This is a genomic window from Nocardioides epinepheli (assembly GCF_037936805.1).
In the GTDB taxonomy this organism is placed as follows: domain Bacteria; phylum Actinomycetota; class Actinomycetes; order Propionibacteriales; family Nocardioidaceae; genus Nocardioides.
On record NZ_JBBMMC010000011.1, the window covers coordinates 21651 to 39551 of the forward strand.

The 17901-nt window shown below is 72.0% G+C and carries 17 protein-coding genes; 7 read left to right on the forward strand and 10 right to left on the reverse strand.

The features are described from left to right. Window positions 1-32: 32 nt before the first annotated feature. The 4 genes from WMR31_RS15305 (at window position 33) to WMR31_RS15320 (ending at window position 2982) form a co-directional block, all read left to right on the forward strand. Window positions 33-743, forward strand: coding sequence for a hypothetical protein (locus WMR31_RS15305; protein WP_340539726.1), 711 nt, complete (start codon window positions 33-35; stop codon window positions 741-743). Between the two features lie 10 nt (window positions 744-753). Then, window positions 754-1533, forward strand: a complete 780-nt coding sequence (locus WMR31_RS15310) for a DUF3109 family protein (protein WP_340539727.1) — start codon at window positions 754-756, stop codon at window positions 1531-1533. 68 nt (window positions 1534-1601) lie between these two features. Continuing rightward, window positions 1602-2240 carry a VOC family protein gene (locus WMR31_RS15315; RefSeq protein ID WP_340539728.1) on the forward strand — a complete coding sequence of 213 codons (639 nt, stop codon included), beginning with the start codon at window positions 1602-1604 and terminating at the stop codon, window positions 2238-2240. 46 nt (window positions 2241-2286) lie between these two features. Further along, complete coding sequence (locus WMR31_RS15320) at window positions 2287-2982, forward strand: class I SAM-dependent methyltransferase (RefSeq protein ID WP_340539729.1); 696 nt, start codon at window positions 2287-2289, stop codon at window positions 2980-2982. Between the two features lie 15 nt (window positions 2983-2997). On the opposite strand, the gene WMR31_RS15325 is transcribed toward WMR31_RS15320, so the two are convergent. Continuing rightward, window positions 2998-4065, reverse strand: coding sequence for a LacI family DNA-binding transcriptional regulator (locus tag WMR31_RS15325; RefSeq protein WP_340539730.1), 1068 nt, complete (start codon window positions 4063-4065; stop codon window positions 2998-3000). A gap of 163 nt (window positions 4066-4228) precedes the next feature. On the opposite strand from WMR31_RS15325, the gene radA reads away from it, so the two are divergent. Then, window positions 4229-5662, forward strand: coding sequence for a DNA repair protein RadA (radA, locus tag WMR31_RS15330; protein ID WP_340539731.1), 1434 nt, complete (start codon window positions 4229-4231; stop codon window positions 5660-5662). Between the two features lie 70 nt (window positions 5663-5732). Beyond that, the gene (gene disA / locus WMR31_RS15335; protein ID WP_340539732.1) at window positions 5733-6815 is read left to right on the forward strand and encodes a DNA integrity scanning diadenylate cyclase DisA; all 1083 of its coding nucleotides are present in this window, start codon (window positions 5733-5735) and stop codon (window positions 6813-6815) included. 116 nt (window positions 6816-6931) lie between these two features. Here the strand turns inward: disA and WMR31_RS15340 are convergent, their stop codons facing one another. Continuing rightward, a complete protein-coding gene (locus tag WMR31_RS15340; RefSeq protein ID WP_340539733.1) occupies window positions 6932-7345 on the reverse strand; it encodes a VOC family protein in 414 nt (137 codons plus the stop codon). A gap of 19 nt (window positions 7346-7364) precedes the next feature. Then, window positions 7365-8198: a hypothetical protein gene (locus WMR31_RS15345; RefSeq protein ID WP_340539734.1), complete on the reverse strand. Its 834-nt coding sequence runs from the start codon at window positions 8196-8198 to the stop codon at window positions 7365-7367. Between the two features lie 65 nt (window positions 8199-8263). Here WMR31_RS15345 and WMR31_RS15350 point away from each other — a divergent pair, with 65 nt between their 5' ends. Then, entirely contained in the window at window positions 8264-9136 is an 873-nt protein-coding gene (locus WMR31_RS15350; protein ID WP_340539735.1) for an HhH-GPD family protein, read from the forward strand. Between the two features lie 109 nt (window positions 9137-9245). Here the strand turns inward: WMR31_RS15350 and WMR31_RS15355 are convergent, their stop codons facing one another. From WMR31_RS15355 to WMR31_RS15385, 7 genes are all read right to left on the reverse strand, one after another. Then, window positions 9246-11843, reverse strand: coding sequence for an ATP-dependent Clp protease ATP-binding subunit (locus WMR31_RS15355; RefSeq protein WP_340539736.1), 2598 nt, complete (start codon window positions 11841-11843; stop codon window positions 9246-9248). 165 nt (window positions 11844-12008) lie between these two features. Further along, a complete protein-coding gene (locus WMR31_RS15360) occupies window positions 12009-12335 on the reverse strand; it encodes a histone-like nucleoid-structuring protein Lsr2 (RefSeq protein WP_340539737.1) in 327 nt (108 codons plus the stop codon). Window positions 12336-12426: 91 nt separating this feature from the next. Continuing rightward, window positions 12427-13221 (reverse strand): type III pantothenate kinase, encoded by a 795-nt coding sequence (locus WMR31_RS15365; RefSeq protein ID WP_340539738.1) that lies wholly within the window; start codon window positions 13219-13221, stop codon window positions 12427-12429. After that, window positions 13221-14117 carry a carboxylating nicotinate-nucleotide diphosphorylase gene (nadC, locus tag WMR31_RS15370; RefSeq protein WP_340539739.1) on the reverse strand — a complete coding sequence of 299 codons (897 nt, stop codon included), beginning with the start codon at window positions 14115-14117 and terminating at the stop codon, window positions 13221-13223. The genes WMR31_RS15365 and nadC overlap by 1 nt, the downstream gene beginning before the upstream one ends. Beyond that, window positions 14114-15793, reverse strand: coding sequence for an L-aspartate oxidase (locus tag WMR31_RS15375; protein ID WP_340539740.1), 1680 nt, complete (start codon window positions 15791-15793; stop codon window positions 14114-14116). Before WMR31_RS15375 ends, nadC begins: the two co-directional genes overlap by 4 nt. A gap of 43 nt (window positions 15794-15836) precedes the next feature. Continuing rightward, entirely contained in the window at window positions 15837-16730 is an 894-nt protein-coding gene (gene panC, locus WMR31_RS15380; RefSeq protein WP_340539741.1) for a pantoate--beta-alanine ligase, read from the reverse strand. Next, complete coding sequence (locus WMR31_RS15385; RefSeq protein ID WP_340539742.1) at window positions 16727-17659, reverse strand: Rossmann-like and DUF2520 domain-containing protein; 933 nt, start codon at window positions 17657-17659, stop codon at window positions 16727-16729. Before WMR31_RS15385 ends, panC begins: the two co-directional genes overlap by 4 nt. Window positions 17660-17901 lie beyond the last annotated feature (242 nt).

The window sequence follows — 17901 nt, forward strand, 5'->3', positions numbered from 1 at the left end:
CGGCACACGCCGATCCCTCCTAGCGTCGACGCATGGCGATCCAGCGGTGGCACCTGGTGGCCGGCGGAGTCCGGCACCGGGTCGAGGCCGACACCAGCGGCTGGCGCAACCACGTGCGTTGGTGGGCCGACGACGTCCTGGTCGCCGAACGCCGCACGGCCGAGGACAAGTTCGAGGTGCGGCCCGCCGCCGACGGCGAGGGCGACGGGGACCGGGACCGGGACGGAGTCATGGCCTTCCGCTTCACCCCGCTCGGCAGACCCCGGCGCGCCACCTGGTACCCGGCCGACGAGGCCGACCAGGCAGGACTCGGCCTCGGCGGCACCGACCTGATCCCGGAGGCCGGCTCGCCGGTCGCGCGGTTCGAGGAGCGGATCCGTGAGCACCCCCGCCGCTACGCGCTCCAGCGCACCGCGACCGCGATCCTGGGCGTGCTGCTGCCACTCCTGCTCGGCCTGGTCGCCGTGCGGGTCGCGGTGAGCCTGCCGTGGCCGGACCTGAACCTGCCCTCGATCCCGTGGCCCGACTGGGACCTGCCGAGCATCCCGTGGCCGAGCCTGCCGTCGATCCCCTGGCCCGACTGGTCGTTGCCCGGATGGTTCTGGTGGCTGGTGGAGAAGTCGAAGTTCGTGTGGCCCGTGGTGATCGCCTATGCGCTGGCCCGCGGCGAGATCCGGCGGCGTCGCACCCAGGACGAGCGCCGCGGCGATGATCCCGACGACGAGGCTCCCGCCGCCCCGTAGGCTCTCCGCTGTGCCTGAGGTCGACCTGGTGTTTCCGCGCGCCTTCGTGGAGTTCCCGAATCCTGACGACGACACCGAGGTGCTTCGCTGCGACCTCACCTGGCTCACCAGCAGCTTCACCTGCATCTTCGGCCAGGGCTGCCAGGGGATCTACGCCGACGCGCCCGACACCGGGTGCTGCACCCTCGGCGCGCACTTCGCCGACGGCGAGGACGAGGAGCGGGTCACCGGGTTCGTCGCCCAGCTGACACCCGAGCAGTGGCAGTTCCATCCCGGGCGCGAGGTCCGCGAGGAGGACTGGATCGACACCGACGACGACGGCGAGCGCAAGACCCTCGCGATCATCGTCGACGACCAGCCGGCCTGCGTGTTCCACAACCGCGCCGACTTCCACTCCGGCGCCGGCTGCGCCCTGCACGGCCTGGCCCTCGAGCAGGGCCGCAACCCGCTCGAGACCAAGCCCGACGTGTGCTGGCAGCTGCCGATCCGGCGCACCTTCCGCGACGTCGAGCTGCAGGACGGAACGACCTACACCGAGGTCTCCATCGGCGAGTACGACCGACGGGGCTGGGGTCCCGGCGGACACGACCTCGACTGGTACTGCTCGGGGAACACCGAGGCCCATGTCGCGGTCGAGCCGGTGTACGTGACCCACGAGCCCGAGCTCGTGGCGCTGATGGGTGCGGCCGCCTACGCCGAACTGGTCCGGCACTGCGAGGCGCACCTGCGCTCGCGCTCGGCCCTGGCCCTCCACCCCGCGTCGCACCCCTCCCCTCACCGGCAGGGGTGACGTCTCGACGTCAAGAGATCAGCACCCCGGCGTCTCACCCGAACGGGCACCTACTCACAATGGCTCACATGCGCCTGGACCACCTGTCGTACGCCGCTGGACCTGACGGGCTGGCCGCGACCGCGGCCCGCATCGGGGAACTGCTGGGATGCGAGTTCGGTGACGGCGGGATTCACCCACGCTTCGGGACGCGCAACATGATCCTGCCGATGGGCGCGCACACCTACCTCGAGGTCGTCGAGGCGCTCGACCATCCGGCATCCGACAAGGCCCCGTTCGGCCAGGCCGTCAAGGCGCGCTCGGCGCTCGGCGGCGGTTGGCTGGGCTGGGTGGTCTCGGTCGAGGACATCACGATCGTCGAGGAGCGGTTGGGCCGCGCCGCCGTCTCCGGCAACCGCCACCGCCCCGACGGCACCGAGCTGCTGTGGAAGCAGATCGGTGTCAACGGCCTGCTCGCCGACCCCCAGCTTCCGTTCTTCGTGCAGTGGGACAGCCCCGCCGAGATGCACCCCTCCGAGGGCGCGGACGAGGGCTACTACCTTGCCTGCTTGGAGATCGCCGGCGATCCGCAGCGCGTCAGCGAGTGGCTCGGCGAGACCGTCGAGGCGCCGTTGGAGGACGTCAAGGTCGAGTGGGTGGCGCCGCACGGGGTCCCCGGCATCCTGGCCGTCCAGGTGCAGACCCCGGTCGGCCTGGTCCGCATCTGAGGCGGTCCTGAACCGGCTCCGGCGCCACGGCGCTCTCGACGGCGCGGTGCCGAGCCCCAACATCTGGCGGCACACCGAGACCTACGAGATCGAGAACCGCGCCGTCGACCCCGACGGCACCTTGTGGTCCACGCTGGAGCGACTGGCGCCCTGGGCGGGCCGCACCGTGCTCGACCTCGGCTGCGGCACCGGCTTCCACCTCCCGCTCTTCGCGACGGACACCCGCGGCGCGCCGGCGGCGGCCCGGGTGATCGGTGTCGAGCCGCATCCCGACCTCGTCGCGCTCGCCCGGCGACGCACCGCGCGGCTCGACAACGTGACGGTGCTGCCCGGCACCGCACAGGCGATCCCACTACCGCCGGCCAGCATCGACGTCGTCCACGTGCGCTGGGCCTACTTCTTCGGCCCCGGCTGCGAACCCGGCCTGGCCGAGCTCGATCGGGTGGTCCGACCCGGTGGAGTAGCGACGATCATCGACAACGACGGATCGCGCTCCCAGTTCGGGACATGGTTCCGGCGCGGCTACCCGCACCTGCCCTCGCCGCGTGAGATCGAGCGCTTCTGGACGACGCAGGGCTGGACCCGCACCCCGGTCGACATGGGGTGGCGCTTCGACTCGCGTGCCGACCTGGAGGCGGTGGTCGCGATCGAGTTCCCGCGCGACGTCGCGCGCAGCATCCTGCGCCACCACGACGGTCTCGAGGTCGACTACGCCGTCAACGTCTGGTCGCGGACCTTCTGACCGACCGGGCGCTGCTCAGCCGGTCGAGCCGCGCACGGTGAGCGAGGGGCTGAGCAGCAGGCCCTCCCCGATGTGGGAGGGCGTGGCCAGCAGGTCCTCCAGCGAGCGCACCACCGCGATCGCGACGTCCTCCAGCGGCTGTCGCACCGAGGTGAGACCGGGGTGCACGAGCTGGGCGACCTGCGAGTCGTCGAAGCCGGTGACCGCGACGTCGACGCCGGGGCGCAGGCCGCGCTCGGCCAGGGTGTGCAGCACGCCCATCGCCAAGGTGTCCGAGGCGCACACGAACGCCGAGGGTCGCGCCTCGTCGAGCAGCACCGCGCTCGCCTCGCGGCCGCTGCCCACGGTGTCCTCGACGCGCGAGGCCAGGCCGGTGGTCGACAGGCCGCGCTCGTGCAGCGCCCGGCTCCAGCCCGATCGGCGGTCCTCCCCGATCCGGGAGTCCTTGCGCCAGCCGATCCAGGCGATCCGGGTGTGCCCCTTGTCGAGCAGGTGCCGGGTCGCGAGCTCTGTGCCGGCGGAGCCGTCGATGTCGACCCACGGGTGCCGCGCCTCGGGGTCGTCCCACGGTCGCCCGAAGGCGACGAAGGGCGCTCGACGCTCGCGCAGCCAGGTGGCCTGCGGATTCCCGAGATAGGTGTCGGTGACGACGAAGGCGTCGACGGCGGTGGAGCGCAGCAGATCCTCGTAGCCATCGAGTGCGGCCGGACCCTCGCCCGAGAAGAGCAGGACGTGATAGCCGGCCTCGCGCGAGGTCCACACCAGCGAGTGGACGAACCGGTCCATCACCGCGGTGGCATTGCCCTCCAGGACCGGGCTCAGCCGCAGGCCGACGAGGTGGGAGGCGCGGGTGCGCAGGTTCCGCGCGGCGCGGTTGGGCACGTAGCCGAGCTCGTCGATCGCCTCCTGCACGCGCAGCAGGGTGTCGGGGCGGAGCAGGTCGGGGTTGTTGACAGCGTTGGAGACGGTCTGCCGCGAGACGCCGGCGCGCTCGGCGACGTCGGCGAGGGTCGGCGCCGGTCCGAGCGTGCGCTGGGCGAGCCGCTCGGGGCGTTCGGGTCGCTCGAGCCGGTCGAGTCCCATCACTCCCCCCGTTCTCAATTGAACGATCCAATCGGGCTCCAGCAGTGTAACCGGGGCGCGCCCCGGCTCCCGTCGCCCGCCGGTCGGCGCTGGTCGGCACTGGTCGGCGCTGGTCGGGCCGGTCGTGCCGCGGTTGTCGGCGGCCTGCTCTAGCGTTCGGACCATGGCACGTGCGAGCGCGAAAGCACCCCGACCGCAGTACCGCTGCGCCGAGTGCGGCTGGGAGACCGGCAAGTGGGTCGGCCGGTGCGGCGAGTGCCAGGCCTGGGGGTCGGTGGCCGAGGCCGGGGCACCGGTGCTGCGCACCACCGCCGGACCGGTCACCACCGCCGCGGTCCCGATCGCGCAGGTCGAGGTCTCGGAGGCGGCGTTCGCCAGCAGCGGCGTCGCCGAGCTCGACCGGGTGCTCGGCGGAGGCCTGGTGCCCGGCGCCGCGATCCTGCTCGCCGGCGAGCCCGGCGTCGGCAAGAGCACGCTGCTCCTCGAGGTCGCCGCCCAGACCGCGCGCGCCGGCCGCCGGGTCCTCTACGTCACCGGCGAGGAGTCGGCCGGGCAGGTCCGGCTGCGAGCCGATCGCACCGGGGGCGTCCACGACGAGCTCTATCTGGCCGCCGAGACCGATCTCGGCGCCGTCCTCACCCACATCGAGGAGGTCCGCCCCTCGCTGGTCATCGTCGACTCCGTCCAGACCATCGGCGTCAGCGGCGTCGACGGCGTGCCCGGTGGGGTCACCCAGGTCAAGGAGGTCTCGGCCGCGCTGGTGCGGGTGGCCAAGACCCACGACATCGCCACGGTCCTGGTCGGCCACGTCACCAAGGACGGCGCGATCGCCGGGCCGCGCGTCCTCGAGCACCTCGTCGACGTCGTCCTGCACTTCGAGGGCGACCGCAACAGCCGGTTCCGCATGGTGCGCGCCATGAAGAACAGGTTCGGCCCGATCGACGAGGTCGGCTGCTTCGACCTCGCGGCCGAGGGCATCACCGCCGTGGCCGATCCCACGGGCCTTTTCGTCGAGCATCTGCACGGCCGGGTCGCGGGCACGTGCGTCGCGGTCACCATGGAAGGGCGCCGCCCGCTGCTCGCCGAGGTGCAGGCGCTGGTCACCCCGTCGCCGCTGGAGCGGCCGCGACGCACCACCTCCGGGCTCGACGGTTCGCGGATCGCGATGGTGCTCGCCGTCCTCCAGCAGCATTGCGGCATCCGGCTCCACAACCACGACGTCTTCGCCTCAACCCTGGGCGGCGCCCGGCTCTCCGAGCCGGCCAGCGACCTCGCGGTCGCCGTCGCGATCGCCTCGGCGACCTACCTCACGCCACCGCCGGTGGGAGTGGTCGCGATGGGCGAGATCGGGCTGTCCGGCGAGCTCCGCCGCATCCGCGACCAACCCCAGCGGCTGGCCGAGGCGGCCCGGCTCGGGTTCAAGATGGCCGTCGTCCCGGCCGAGCAGCCGCAACCCGATCGCCCGCGCTCCACCCGGTTCGACCCGACGATCGACGGGATGCGGGTCGTCGAGGCGCGCGACGTCCTCTCGGCACTGCTGCTGCTCAATCTCACCCAGCGCTCGAAGCAGTCGCTCAGCGTCGTCGACGACGGGTGAGCCGGCGCCGGAGCGCCGTCGCTTAGGATTCGGGTGCGACGCGGGTCGCACGACAGCAGAGGGGTGCTGGATGACCGACGCACGCAGCGACGAGCAGCTGCGGCTACGGGCGACCCTCGCGCAGACCGCGCCCGGGACCGCACTTCGCGACGGTCTCGAGCGGATCCTGCGCGGTCGCACCGGTGCCCTGATCGTGATCGGACACGACCGCGCGGTCGACGCGATCTCCACCGGCGGGTTCGAGCTCGACGTCCCGTTCACCGCCACCGGGCTGCGCGAGCTGGCCAAGATGGACGGCGGCATCATCGTCGACCGCGAAATCACCCGGATCCTGCGCGCCGCTGTGCACCTCATGCCCGACCACACCATCCCCTCGGAGGAGACCGGCACCCGGCACCGCACCGCCGACCGGGTCGCCAAGCAGACCGGCTTCCCGGTGATCTCGGTGTCCCAGTCGATGCAGATCATCGCCGCCTACGTCGGCGGCACCCGGCACGTGCTGGAGGACTCCGGGCAGATCCTGTCGCGTGCGAACCAGGCGCTCGCGACGCTGGAGCGCTACAAGCTGCGCCTCGACGAGGTCTCCAGCACCCTCTCGGCGCTCGAGATCGAGGACCTGGTCACCGTTCGCGACGTCGCCGTGGTCGCCCAGCGCCTGGAGATGGTCACCCGGATCGCCCGCGAGATCGAGGACTACGTGCTCGAGCTCGGCAGCGACGGGCGTCTGCTCTCCCTCCAGCTCGAGGAGCTGATCACCGGCGTCGACGCCGAGCGGGAGCTGGTGATCCGCGACTACGTGCCGGCGGGACGCCGCAGCAAGAGCCCGGAGGTGCTGCTCAGCCGGCTCGAGGCCCTCTCGGCCACCGAGCTCGTCGACCCCGCCGCCGCCGCCCGTGTCCTCGGGCTCGGCACCCCCGAGCATCTCGACGGCGCCGTCGCCCCACGCGGCTACCGCCTGCTGGCGAAGGTCCCCCGACTCCCCTCCCCGGTCGTCGATCGGCTCGTCGACCACTTCGGCACCCTGCAGAAGCTGCTCTCCGCCGGCATCGACGATCTCCAGACCGTCGACGGCGTCGGCGAGCTGCGCGCCCGCTCGGTGCGCGAGGGCCTCTCCCGCCTCGCCGAGTCGACGATCCTCGAGCGATACGTCTAACCACCCGCGCCGCCGCGGAGGTTGAGCAAGCCGGCGAGTGAGGGACGGACTCGCCTGACGATCGAGTGCCGACGAAACCTCACAAGCCACCTCGGGAACCCTGGCGAGGACGGTTGCTACTGCACCAGGAGGCAGAACGGATGCCCGGCGGGGTCGGCGAGCACGTAGAGCGGCTCGCCGTCGTCGGCCGAGCGGTCGTGGAGCACCCGCGCGCCGAGCTGCTCGGCACGGGCGCGGTGCCGCTCGAGCTCCTCGGTCGTGGGCACCTTGAAGTCGAGGTGCATCTGCATCGGCACCTCCTCCGAGGGCCAGGTCGGCGCGGTGGTGTCGCGCTTCTCCTGGAAGGCGACCACCCGTCGGCCGCCGGCATCGATCAGCACCAGCCAGTCGGCGTCGTCGACCGAGCCGTCGGTGGGAGGCTCGTCCCCGGCCCGGTAGTCCAGCCCCAGCAGCTCGCGGTAGAACTCCGCCAGCGCACGGCAGTCCCGCGCATCGATCGCGGTGTGCAGCAGCTCCGGGTACTCCGCCATCGCTCCAGGCTAGAGCCAACTAGGTGCGATTGCCCTTCTTGCCGAGAGTGAGGGTCGGCGCCGGCACGTCCGGACCGAGCGGACCGTCGGGGACGGCGACGTCGTCGGGGTCGGCGAGGGAGAAGGTCACCGGATCGGTGGGCTCGGCCCCGTAGGCCGCCGCTTGCACGGTGTACTCGCCGGGCTCGACCCAGGGCTCGTCGGCCGGGCACTCGGGCATCGACCGGCGAGCGTTCCAGGTGAGGTCGTAGGTGGCCGGGAAGTCGCGGCGGACGACGACCTCGGCATTCGGCACCATGCGCGGGCACTCGCGGGAGGCCCAGACCTCGCCGTCGTCGCCGCTGATGCCGCTGGTCTCGTCGCCACCGCCGACCGCGACGATCTTGACCGCCAGCGAGTCGCTGCCGAGCCCCCAGGTGCAGGCCTCCGACTCCTTGGTCTGGAGGGTCAGCCGGATCGTCGCCGAGCGTCGGGCCACCGCACCCGGCACGGACGGGGTGATCACGATGTCGGAGTCGGCGCACTCGCCTTGCGGCTCGGGTGGCACCGGCGGGGTGGTGGGCTGGTTGGCGGGCGGGACGGTGTAGTCGCTGCTCGGCAGGGGCGTCTCCCCCTGGCTGCCGGTGCCGTTCTGACCGGCGTTCTTGCGCTTCTTGCGCTGCTTCTTCGGGGTCGCGTCCGAGTCCCCCGGCTGGCCGCTGACCTGCACGGCCGAATCGTCCTTGGACGAGTCGTCCCCGCCGCCCCGCACGGCGTTGACGCCGATGAAGACGAGCGCGAGCGCGATGCCGACGACGAGCGCGCGGCGTCGCCAGTACACCGCCGCAGGCAGCGGTCCGCGGGTCGTGGGCATGATGAGCCAACGCTAGCCAGCGACCCGACTCCCACGGCGGAGCCACACCGAGGGAGGATCGGCCGGTGCCCGATTCGCCGCTCCACCCCCCGATCCTCGACTGGTACGACGCCCACCAGCGCGACCTGCCCTGGCGGCGACCCGAGGCTTCGGCGTGGTCGGTGCTGGTCTCTGAGTTCATGCTCCAGCAGACGCCGGTCGCGCGGGTGCTCCCGGTCCACGACGCGTGGCTGGAGCGCTGGCCCACCCCCGCAGCCCTGGCTGCGGCGAGCACGGGCGACGCCGTGCGCGCCTGGGGCCGGTTGGGCTATCCCCGCCGGGCGCTGCGCCTGCATGCCGCGGCGGCCGCGATCACCGAGGATCACGGCGGCGTCGTGCCGGCCGAGTACGACGACCTGCGTGCCCTTCCCGGCGTCGGCGACTACACCGCCGCGGCCGTCGCGAGCTTCGCCTACGGGCGCCGCCACGTCGTGCTCGACACGAACGTGCGCCGGGTCCTGGCCCGGGCGGTCGGCGGCGTCGAGTTCCCCGACCCCTCCCCCACGCGCGCCGAACGGGACACCGCGACCGTCCTGCTCCCCGACGATCCAGCGGTGGCCGCCACCTGGGCCGTGGCGGTGATGGAGCTCGGCGCCCTGGTCTGCACCGCCGCGGCGCCGCGCTGCGACGACTGCCCGATCGCCACCCAGTGCGCCTGGCGCGCGGCCGGCTGGCCGTCCTACGACGGACCACCGCGTCGCTCGCAGGCCTGGTCGGGCACCGACCGGCAGTGCCGCGGCAGACTGCTCGCGGTCCTGCGCGACGCCGACGGCCCGGTGCGCCGCGCCGCGCTCGACGTCGTGTGGCCCGACGCCTCTCAGCGGGAGCGCTGCCTGGACTCCCTCCTCGCCGACTCCCTCGCCGTCCAGACCGGTCCCGACTCCTACTCCCTCCCCTGAGCGCCGCCACCGCCCAAAAATGCGGTGACCCGTCAGCTATAGCTGACGGGTCACCGCAATTTCGACGCCGACCCGTCAGCTATAGCGGACGGGTCGGCGCCGAAGTGGGTCACAGAGCGCCGGCGGCGCCGCCTTCGTTCTCGGCGGGCGGGGCCTTCTTGATGTCGACCGGGCCGGGCTCGGTGGTGCCGGAGTCGCCGGCGCCGATCTCGGCGGCCTCGAAGGGCGGCAGGTCGGGCATCTCGCCCATCTTCTGGCCCTTGAAGGTGAAGGTCGCGGACGGACCCTCGCCCTCGACGTCGACCAGCACGATCTGACCGGGGCCGACCTCGCCGTAGAGCATCTTCTCGGCGAGCACGTCCTCGATCTCGCGCTGCACCGTGCGGCGCAGTGGACGGGCGCCGAGCACCGGGTCGAAGCCCCGGTCGGCGAGAAGGTCCTTGGCCGCCGAGGTGAGCTCGATGCGCATGTCGCGGTCGCGCATCCGCAGCTCGACCGAGGCCACCATGTTGTCGACCATCGCCACGATCTGCTCGCGCGAGAGCGGCGGGAAGACGATGATCTCGTCGACACGGTTCAAGAACTCCGGGCGGAAGTGCTGCTTGAGCTCGTCGGAGACCTTGCTCTTCATCCGCTCGTACGAGCCGGCCGCATCGCCACTCTGGTTGAACCCGAGGTGCACCGACTTGGCGATGTCGCGGGTGCCGAGGTTGGTGGTCATGATGATGACGGTGTTCTTGAAGTCGACCACCCGGCCCTGGGAGTCGGTGAGGCGACCTTCCTCGAGGATCTGCAACAGGCTGTTGAAGATGTCGGGGTGGGCCTTCTCGACCTCGTCGAAGAGCACGACGGAGAACGGCTTGCGGCGCACCTTCTCGGTGAGCTGGCCGCCCTCCTCGTAGCCGACGTATCCGGGCGGGGAGCCGAAGAGCCGCGAGACGGTGTGCTTCTCGGAGAACTCCGACATGTCGAGCTGGATGAGGGAGTCCTCGTCGCCGAACAGGAAGTCGGCCAGGGTCTTGGACAGCCAGGTCTTACCGACACCGGAGGGACCGGCGAAGATGAACGAGCCGCCGGGACGCTTGGGGTCCTTGAGCCCGGCACGGGTACGCCGGATCGCCCGCGAGAGCGCCTTGACGGCCTCTTCCTGCCCGATGACGCGCTTGTGGAGCTCGTCCTCCATCTTGAGCAGCCGGCTCGACTCCTCCTCGGAGAGCTTCACGATCGGGATGCCGGTCGCCACGGCGAGCACCTCGGCGATCAGCTCCTCGTCGACCTCGGCGACCTCGTCCATGTCGCCGGCGCGCCACTGCTTCTCGCGCTCGGACTTGCGCAGCATGAGCTGCTTCTCCTCGTCGCGCAGCCGCGCGGCGGCCTCGAAGTCCTGGCCGTCGATCGCGGCCTCCTTGCGCGTGCGGACGTCGGCGATCTTGTCGTCGTACTCGCGCAGGTCGGCCGGCGCCGTCATCCGCCGGATCCGCAGCCGCGAGCCGGCCTCGTCGATGAGGTCGATCGCCTTGTCGGGCAGGAACCGGTCGGAGATGTAGCGGTCGGCGAGGGTCGCGGCGCTCACCAGCGCCTCGTCGGTGATGGTGACCCGGTGGTGCGCCTCGTAGCGGTCACGAAGACCCTTGAGCATCTCGATCGTGTGCGCGATCGAGGGCTCGGCGACCTGGATGGGCTGGAAGCGGCGCTCGAGCGCGGCGTCCTTCTCCAGGTACTTGCGGTACTCGTCGAGGGTGGTGGCGCCGATGGTCTGGAGCTCGCCGCGGGCCAGCATCGGCTTGAGGATGCTGGCGGCGTCGATCGCGCCCTCGGCCGCACCGGCACCGACGAGGGTGTGGATCTCGTCGATGAACAGCACGATGTCGCCGCGGGTGCGGATCTCCTTGAGGACCTTCTTCAGCCGCTCCTCGAAGTCACCGCGGTAGCGGCTGCCGGCCACGAGCGCGCCGAGGTCGAGGGTGTAGATCTGCTTGTCCTTCAGCGTCTCGGGCACGTTGCCCTTGACGATGTCCTGGGCCAGGCCCTCCACGATCGTGGTCTTGCCGACGCCGGGCTCGCCGATGAGGACCGGGTTGTTCTTCGTGCGGCGCGACAGGATCTGCATCACCCGCTCGATCTCGGTCTCGCGACCGATCACCGGGTCGAGCTTGCCCTCGCGGGCGTCCTGGGTGAGGTTGCGGCCGAACTGGTCGAGCACGAGGGACGACGACGGCGCGTCGCCGCCGCCGGACTGGGCGGCCGCCGCGGCGGTGGACTCCTTGCCCTGGAAGCCCGAGAGCAGCTGGATGACCTGCTGGCGGACCCGGTTGAGGTCGGCGCCGAGCTTCTGCAGCACCTGGGCGGCGACGCCCTCGCCCTCGCGGATCAGGCCGAGCAGGATGTGCTCGGTGCCGATGTAGGAGTGGCCGAGCTGCAGCGCCTCGCGCAGGGACAGCTCGAGCACCTTCTTGGCGCGCGGGGTGAAGGGGATGTGGCCGCTGGGCGCCTGCTGGCCCTGGCCGATGATCTCCTCGACCTGCGCGCGGACCGCCTCGAGCGAGATGTCGAGGCTCTCGAGTGCCTTGGCGGCGACGCCCTCACCCTCGTGGATGAGTCCGAGCAGGATGTGCTCGGTGCCGATGTAGTTGTGGGAGAGCATGCGGGCCTCTTCCTGGGCCAGCACGACCACCCGGCGAGCTCGGTCTGTGAACCGCTCGAACATGCGCATCGCTCCTCAAAATCCGTGGGGCCCCGGCCGCTCCTGGGTGGAGGGAGGGCTACGGGTCTTCTAACCCCGCAGCCAGCCTACGCGTTCCCTCCGCAGCCGAAAGCCCGTCCGCTCATAGCGAACAGGCCTCGGGTGGATGCTCGGCGTGGAGGGCCGGCGTCAGTTGGCGGCGTCGAACGCCTCACGCACCGCGGCGGGGATGCGGCCCCGCTCGGGGACGTCCATGCCGTTCGAGCGGGCCCAGTCGCGGATCTCCGCCGGGCTGGCGCCGCCCGCGGCGGGCGTCGAGCGGCGCGAGGCGCGCCGGGTACCGGCCACCTTGCGGGCATTGCCGACGTAGTTGGCCAGCGCATTGCGCAACTTGGTGGCGTTCTTGTCGTTCAGGTCGATCTCGTAGTTGGCACCATCGAGGCCGAAGCGGATGGTCTCGGTCGCATCGGACCCGTCGATGTCGTCGACGAGGGTGATATTGACCTTTTGCGCCATGGGGCGACCTGCACTTTCGGGAGATGAGTAATTCGCGGCATCTTCTGGCTGTAGGAGGTGTCGCGAGCCGACCACTCCGAGCCGGAAACCACTATGACATATCCCCGATGTTTCGCCGAAATACCAACTCGAGACCCACGTGCGTCAGCCAGGGGCTGTGGTCGGTAAAGCAGTCGCATTCCTGGCGCACCAGATCGGCGAGATATCCGGTCGATATCACCGACACGTCGTCGCCAGCGACCCCCTTTGCGGTGAGTTCAGAGATCATGCGCGCCACGATCCCCTCCACCTGGGCCGCCACGCCGAAGACCATCCCGGACTGGAGGGCCTCGACGGTGTTCTTGGCGATCACCGAGCGCGGTCTGACCAACTCGACCTGGCGCAGTTGGGCGCCACCGCGCCCCAGCGCCTCCAGGGAGATCTCGATGCCGGGGCAGATGGCTCCCCCGATGTAGTGCCCGGAGTCGTTGACGACGTCGAAGGTGGTCGCGGTGCCACCGAAGTCGACGACGACGGCGGGTCCGCCGTAGACCGTGGCGGCCGCGAGTGCGTTGACGATCCGGTCGGTGCCGACCTCGCGCGGATTATCGGTGAGCACCGACAAGCCGGTGCGCACGCCAGGTTCGACGACGACGCCGGGCATGTCGCTGAAATGCCGGGCGAGCATCTCGCGGGCCGTCTGGGTGACCGACGGGACGGTCGAGCACAGCGCGACGCCGTCGATCTCGCCGACGAATCGACCCAGAAGTCCGCGCAATAGCACCGCCCACTCATCGGCGGTGCGATGAAGATCGGTGGAGACGCGCCAGTCGTGGGACACCTCGCGGTCGCGAACCAGCGCCAGCACGGTATGTGCATTGCCGATGTCGACCGCGAGCAGCGACATCAGATCTCCTGGAGATCGAGACCGAGATCGAACACGATCACCGAATGCGTCAGTGCGCCCACCGATATGAAGTCGACCCCGGTGGCCGCCACCTCGCCGGCACGCTCCAGGGTGAGCCCACCGGAGGCCTCCAGGGTCGCGCGACCGCCGGTGATCTCCACGGCCTCGGCCATCGTCTGGGTCGACATGTTGTCGAGAAGGATCTCGGTGCAGCCGGCCTCCAGCAGCTCGCGGAGCTGGTCCAGATCGGTGACCTCGACCTCCACCGGCAGGTCGGGGTAGGCGGCGCGCACGGCTCGATAGGCCGGGACGACGCCGCCGGCCGCGATCACGTGGTTGTCCTTGACCATCGCCTTGTCGGCCAGACCGAACCGGTGGTTGACGCCGCCACCGCAGCGCACGGCGTACTTCTGCAGAGCCCGCCAGCCGGGCAGGGTCTTGCGCGTGTCGAGCACCCGGGCCGAGGTGCCCTCGAGGGCGGCGACCCAGTGCGAGGTGGCGGTGGCGACCCCACAGAGGTGGCTGGCGAAGTTGAGCGCGGTCCGCTCGGCGGTGAGCAGCCCGCGGGTGGGCCCCGCGACGCGCATGACGACGTCGCCGGCGGTGACGCGGCTGCCGTCGGGCAGCCGGTCGGTGATCCGCACGTCGTCGCCCAGCACGAGCGCGAAGACCAGGGCCGCGACCCCCAGGCCGGCCACGACGCCGTCCTCGCGGGCGGCGAAGACCCCCTCGGCACGGGCGTCGGGGGCGATCGTGGCCTCGGAGGTGACGTCGACGGCGTCGCCGGGCAGGTCCTCCTCCAGGGCCCACTCGATGTGGGCGACGAGGTCGTCGACGGGGAGGCCGGCGGCCTCCAGCTCCGCGCGCAGGGGTGCGGGCACGGCGTGAAGCTTCATGACAGTCCCTCATCGGTAGCCGGGGCGGGGTGGAAGCCGACCTCGGCGACGCCGTCGCGCAGCCGGGTGTCGATATGGCCGGCCCACCGCTCGTCGTCGCGCTCGGGGAAGTCCTCGCGCCAGTGCGAGCCACGGGTCTCCTCGCGAAGCATCGCCGCCTCGGCGAGCGCTCCGGAGATGGTGACCAGGTTGGTGGTCTCCCAGGCGGCGAGGTCGATGATCTCGGCGCTCTGGTCCCCGATCCTGTCGAGGTCGGCCGCGGCCTCGGCCAGACCGCCGGCGTTGCGCAGCACGCCCACCTTCGAGGTCATCACCTGCTGGAGCTCACGCCGCAGGTCGCCCGGGACGAGGCCGGTGGGCCGTACGTCGGTCGCCGGCTCCGACCAGGGCCGCAGCTCGGCCGGGAGCACGTGGGCGATCCGGCGGGAGAACACCAGGCCCTCGAGCAGCGAGTTGGACGCCAGCCGGTTGGCACCGTGGACGCCGGAGCAGGCGACCTCGCCGGTGGCGTACAGCCCTGGGACGTCGGTGCGTCCCTCCAGGTCGGTGCGGACGCCACCGGAGGCGTAGTGGCAGGCCGGGGCGACCGGGATCAGCTCGGTGACCGGGTCGACACCGTGCTGGCGACAGGTCGCCAGGATCGTGGGGAACCGCTTGGTCCAGAACTCCTCGCCCAGGTGTCGCGCGTCGAGCCACATGTGGGGGCGGCCGGTCTCGATCATCCGCCGCATGATCGCCTTCGCCACGACGTCTCGGGGCGCGAGGTCGGCGAGCGGGTGGACGCCCTCCATGATCCGGTGGCCCTCGTCGTCGACGAGGAAGGCGCCCTCTCCGCGGACGGCCTCGGAGATCAGCGGCTGCTGGCCGGTGGAGTCGGGCCCCAGGTACATCACGGTGGGGTGGAACTGCACGAACTCGAGGTCGCGCAGCGTGGCGCCGGCCCGCAGGGCCAGGGCCATGCCGTCGCCGGTGGAGACCGCGGGGTTCGTGGTCTGGCTGAAGACCTGACCGAGGCCGCCGCTGGCCAGCACGACCGCGCGGCAGTGCACCGCGCCGACGCCGTCGCGCTGGCCCTCCCCCATCACGTGCAGCGTGACGCCGGCGACCCCGCCGTCGGCGTCGAGCAGCAGGTCGAGCGCGAGCGCGTGCTGGATGACCTCGATCTCGGGGTCGCGGTGGACCGCGGCGACCAGCGCCCGTTGGATCTCGGCGCCGGTGGCATCGCCGCCGGCGTGCGCGATGCGGTCGCGGTGGTGGCCGCCCTCCCTGGTCAGGGAGAGCACGCCGTCGGGATCGTGGTCGAACATCGCGCCCAGCGCGATGAGCTCGCGCACCGCGTCGGGGCCCTCGTCGACCAGCACGCGCACGGCGTCGGCGTCGCAGGCGCCGGCCCCGGCGACCAGCGTGTCGACCGCGTGCTCCTCGGGGGTGTCGCCCGGGCCGAGAGCCGCGGCGATGCCTCCTTGCGCCCACTGCGTGGAGCCGGCGGCGATCTGGTCCTTGGTGACGACCAGGACCTTCCCGATCGCGTCGCTCGGCCCATCGGCGGCCCGCAGGCGCAGCGCCGCGGTGAGTCCGGCGATGCCGGAGCCGACGATGACGACGTCGGCGCGGGTGGTCCAGCCGGGCTCGGGGGCGGTCAACCGCGAGGGCACGTGGCGGGCGGCGTCAGGCATTCGCACAGGCTAGTGGGTGGGGTTGGACACCGTCCGGGGCGACTCAAGCACTCCGGCCGAGCACGACGGGAAGGTTGTCGATGAGGCGGGTCGTGCCCACCTTCGCCGCGATCAGGATCCGCGCCTGCGTGCCGGGCGCCACGGGGCCCTCGGGCAGGGCGGTGAGGTCGGGGAGGGTGAGCGCGAGGTAGTCGAGGTCGACGCCGTCGACGGCGGCCAGCTCCTCGCGCGCCGCGGCGAGCGCCGCCTCGGCTCCGTCGGCCGCGGCGGCCTGCGCGGCGTGAAGGGCGCGGCTGAGCACGAGGGCCCGAGTGCGCTCGTCGGCGTCGAGGTAGATGTTGCGGCTCGACATGGCCAGCCCGTCGTCGTCGCGACGGGTCTCTCCTCCGACCACCTCGACCCCCAGACACAGGTCGGTGGACATCCGGCGGATCAGCACGAGTTGCTGGTAGTCCTTCTGGCCGAAGACTCCGACGTCGGGCCGGACGAGACCGAACAGCTTGGCCACCACGGTGAGCACGCCGCGATAGTGGCCGGGCCGGGTGCGACCCTCCAGCACGTCGCCGAGAGGTCCGGGCTCGACGACCACCTGGGGCGGCCCACCCGGGTAGACCTCCTCGACGCTGGGCGCGAAGACGACGTCGACACCGGCGGCGGCACAGATCTCGAGGTCGGCCTCCAGGGTGCGGGGGTAGCGGTCGAGATCCTCGCCGGCACCGAACTGGAGCGGGTTGACGAAGATCGAGACGACGAGGGCCCCGGCGGCCGGGCTGCCGACCGGGCCGAGGGACTCGCGGGCGCTGCGCATCAGGCTGGCGTGACCGTCGTGGAGCGCCCCCATGGTGGGCACGAGCACCACCGGTGCGCCGGCCGCGCGGTGCTCGGCCAGTAGCCCAGCCAGCTCCGCGCGGGTGCGAGCGACCGCCGGGCCGCTCACGGAGTCGTCTGGGCCGGGCGGGATGCAGCGGCGCGGTCGAGCGCGCCGTTGATGGCCAGCGCGCGGAGCGCGGTGATCCGGCCGTCGGTGACGGCGCGGCTCAGCGTGGCGCGGGCCAGGGCGAGGTAGGTCGGCATGGTGGTGGGGGCCTCGGCGCCGATGCTGTCGAGGTGGGCGCGCACGGTGTTGACGTCGCCGCGCACGATCGGGCCGGTGAGGGCGGCGTCCCCGTGCTCGAGGGCGTTGTCGAGGGCGGCGGTGAGCAGCGGGCGCAGGGTGGCGGCGGGGTCGTCGGCGCCAGCCGCGGCCAGCATCTCCATGGCCTCGGTGACCAGGGTGACCAGGTGGTTGGCGCCGTGCGCGAGTCCGGCGTGGTAGAGCGCGCGACGCGACTCGGCCACCCACATCGCGCGGCCACCGAGGTCGTCGACGAGCCGCCCGGCGAGCTCGCGCTCGGCGTCCTCGGCGGTGAGGCCGAAGACGCAGCCCGAGAGCCGGTCGAGGTCGACCGCGGTGCCGGTGAAGGTCATCGCGGGGTGCAGCGCGATAGCGCGGGCCCCGCGGGCGATGGCGGGGGCCAGCACGGCGAGGCCGTGGCGGCCGGAGGTGTGCACGACGACCTGTCCCTCACGCAGGGCGCCGCTGTCGGCGAGCACGGAGACGACGTTGCCGAGCATGTCGTCGGGGACGGTGAGCAGCAGCAGGTCACAGGCCCGCGCGACGGCACTGGGCTTGTCGACGTCGACGCCGGGCAGCAAGGCCTCGATCCGCCCACGCGAGGCGTCGGACTCACCGGCGACCGCGACGATGTCGTGTCCGGCGGACCGCAGGGCCGCAGCCAGGACGGCACCGACCCGGCCGGCGCCGACGACGCCGATCTGCAACGGGCGTTCCAGGGCGGCAGGCGTGCGCGAGGAGGGGTGCGACATGAGGGAACCTTTCGTTCCAGTCCCTCCGACCACCCGTCCTCGCCGCGTGCGCGTCGGGGCCGGGCCGGGGTGGGTACCGGACGTTGTGCTCGTGTTGTCAGCTGGTGCAACGCCGAATCTACGCGCGCTCATCCCCCCTGGGAACCGGCCGCGACGTGACCCATCCCACGTGGCTTTTGACCGCAGCTGGGCCTATAAGCCGGGCTCATCGGCCATCCCTGCCCGAGGCATCCGGATCTGGG

What these genes read in the sequence shown, in the direction of transcription:
- WMR31_RS15305 (WP_340539726.1), top strand. Translation starts at nt 33, where the DNA reads ATGGCGATCCAGCGGTGGCACCTGGTGGCCGGCGGAGTCCGGCACCGG.
- WMR31_RS15315 (WP_340539728.1), top strand. Translation starts at nt 1,602, where the DNA reads ATGCGCCTGGACCACCTGTCGTACGCCGCTGGACCTGACGGGCTGGCC.
- WMR31_RS15325 (WP_340539730.1), bottom strand. Translation starts at nt 4,065, where the DNA reads ATGGGACTCGACCGGCTCGAGCGACCCGAACGCCCCGAGCGGCTCGCC.
- radA (WP_340539731.1), top strand. Translation starts at nt 4,229, where the DNA reads ATGGCACGTGCGAGCGCGAAAGCACCCCGACCGCAGTACCGCTGCGCC.
- disA (WP_340539732.1), top strand. Translation starts at nt 5,733, where the DNA reads ATGACCGACGCACGCAGCGACGAGCAGCTGCGGCTACGGGCGACCCTC.
- WMR31_RS15340 (WP_340539733.1), bottom strand. Translation starts at nt 7,345, where the DNA reads ATGGCGGAGTACCCGGAGCTGCTGCACACCGCGATCGATGCGCGGGAC.
- WMR31_RS15345 (WP_340539734.1), bottom strand. Translation starts at nt 8,198, where the DNA reads ATGCCCACGACCCGCGGACCGCTGCCTGCGGCGGTGTACTGGCGACGC.
- WMR31_RS15355 (WP_340539736.1), bottom strand. Translation starts at nt 11,843, where the DNA reads ATGTTCGAGCGGTTCACAGACCGAGCTCGCCGGGTGGTCGTGCTGGCC.
- WMR31_RS15360 (WP_340539737.1), bottom strand. Translation starts at nt 12,335, where the DNA reads ATGGCGCAAAAGGTCAATATCACCCTCGTCGACGACATCGACGGGTCC.
- WMR31_RS15365 (WP_340539738.1), bottom strand. Translation starts at nt 13,221, where the DNA reads ATGTCGCTGCTCGCGGTCGACATCGGCAATGCACATACCGTGCTGGCG.
- nadC (WP_340539739.1), bottom strand. Translation starts at nt 14,117, where the DNA reads ATGAAGCTTCACGCCGTGCCCGCACCCCTGCGCGCGGAGCTGGAGGCC.
- WMR31_RS15375 (WP_340539740.1), bottom strand. Translation starts at nt 15,793, where the DNA reads ATGCCTGACGCCGCCCGCCACGTGCCCTCGCGGTTGACCGCCCCCGAG.
- WMR31_RS15385 (WP_340539742.1), bottom strand. Translation starts at nt 17,659, where the DNA reads ATGTCGCACCCCTCCTCGCGCACGCCTGCCGCCCTGGAACGCCCGTTG.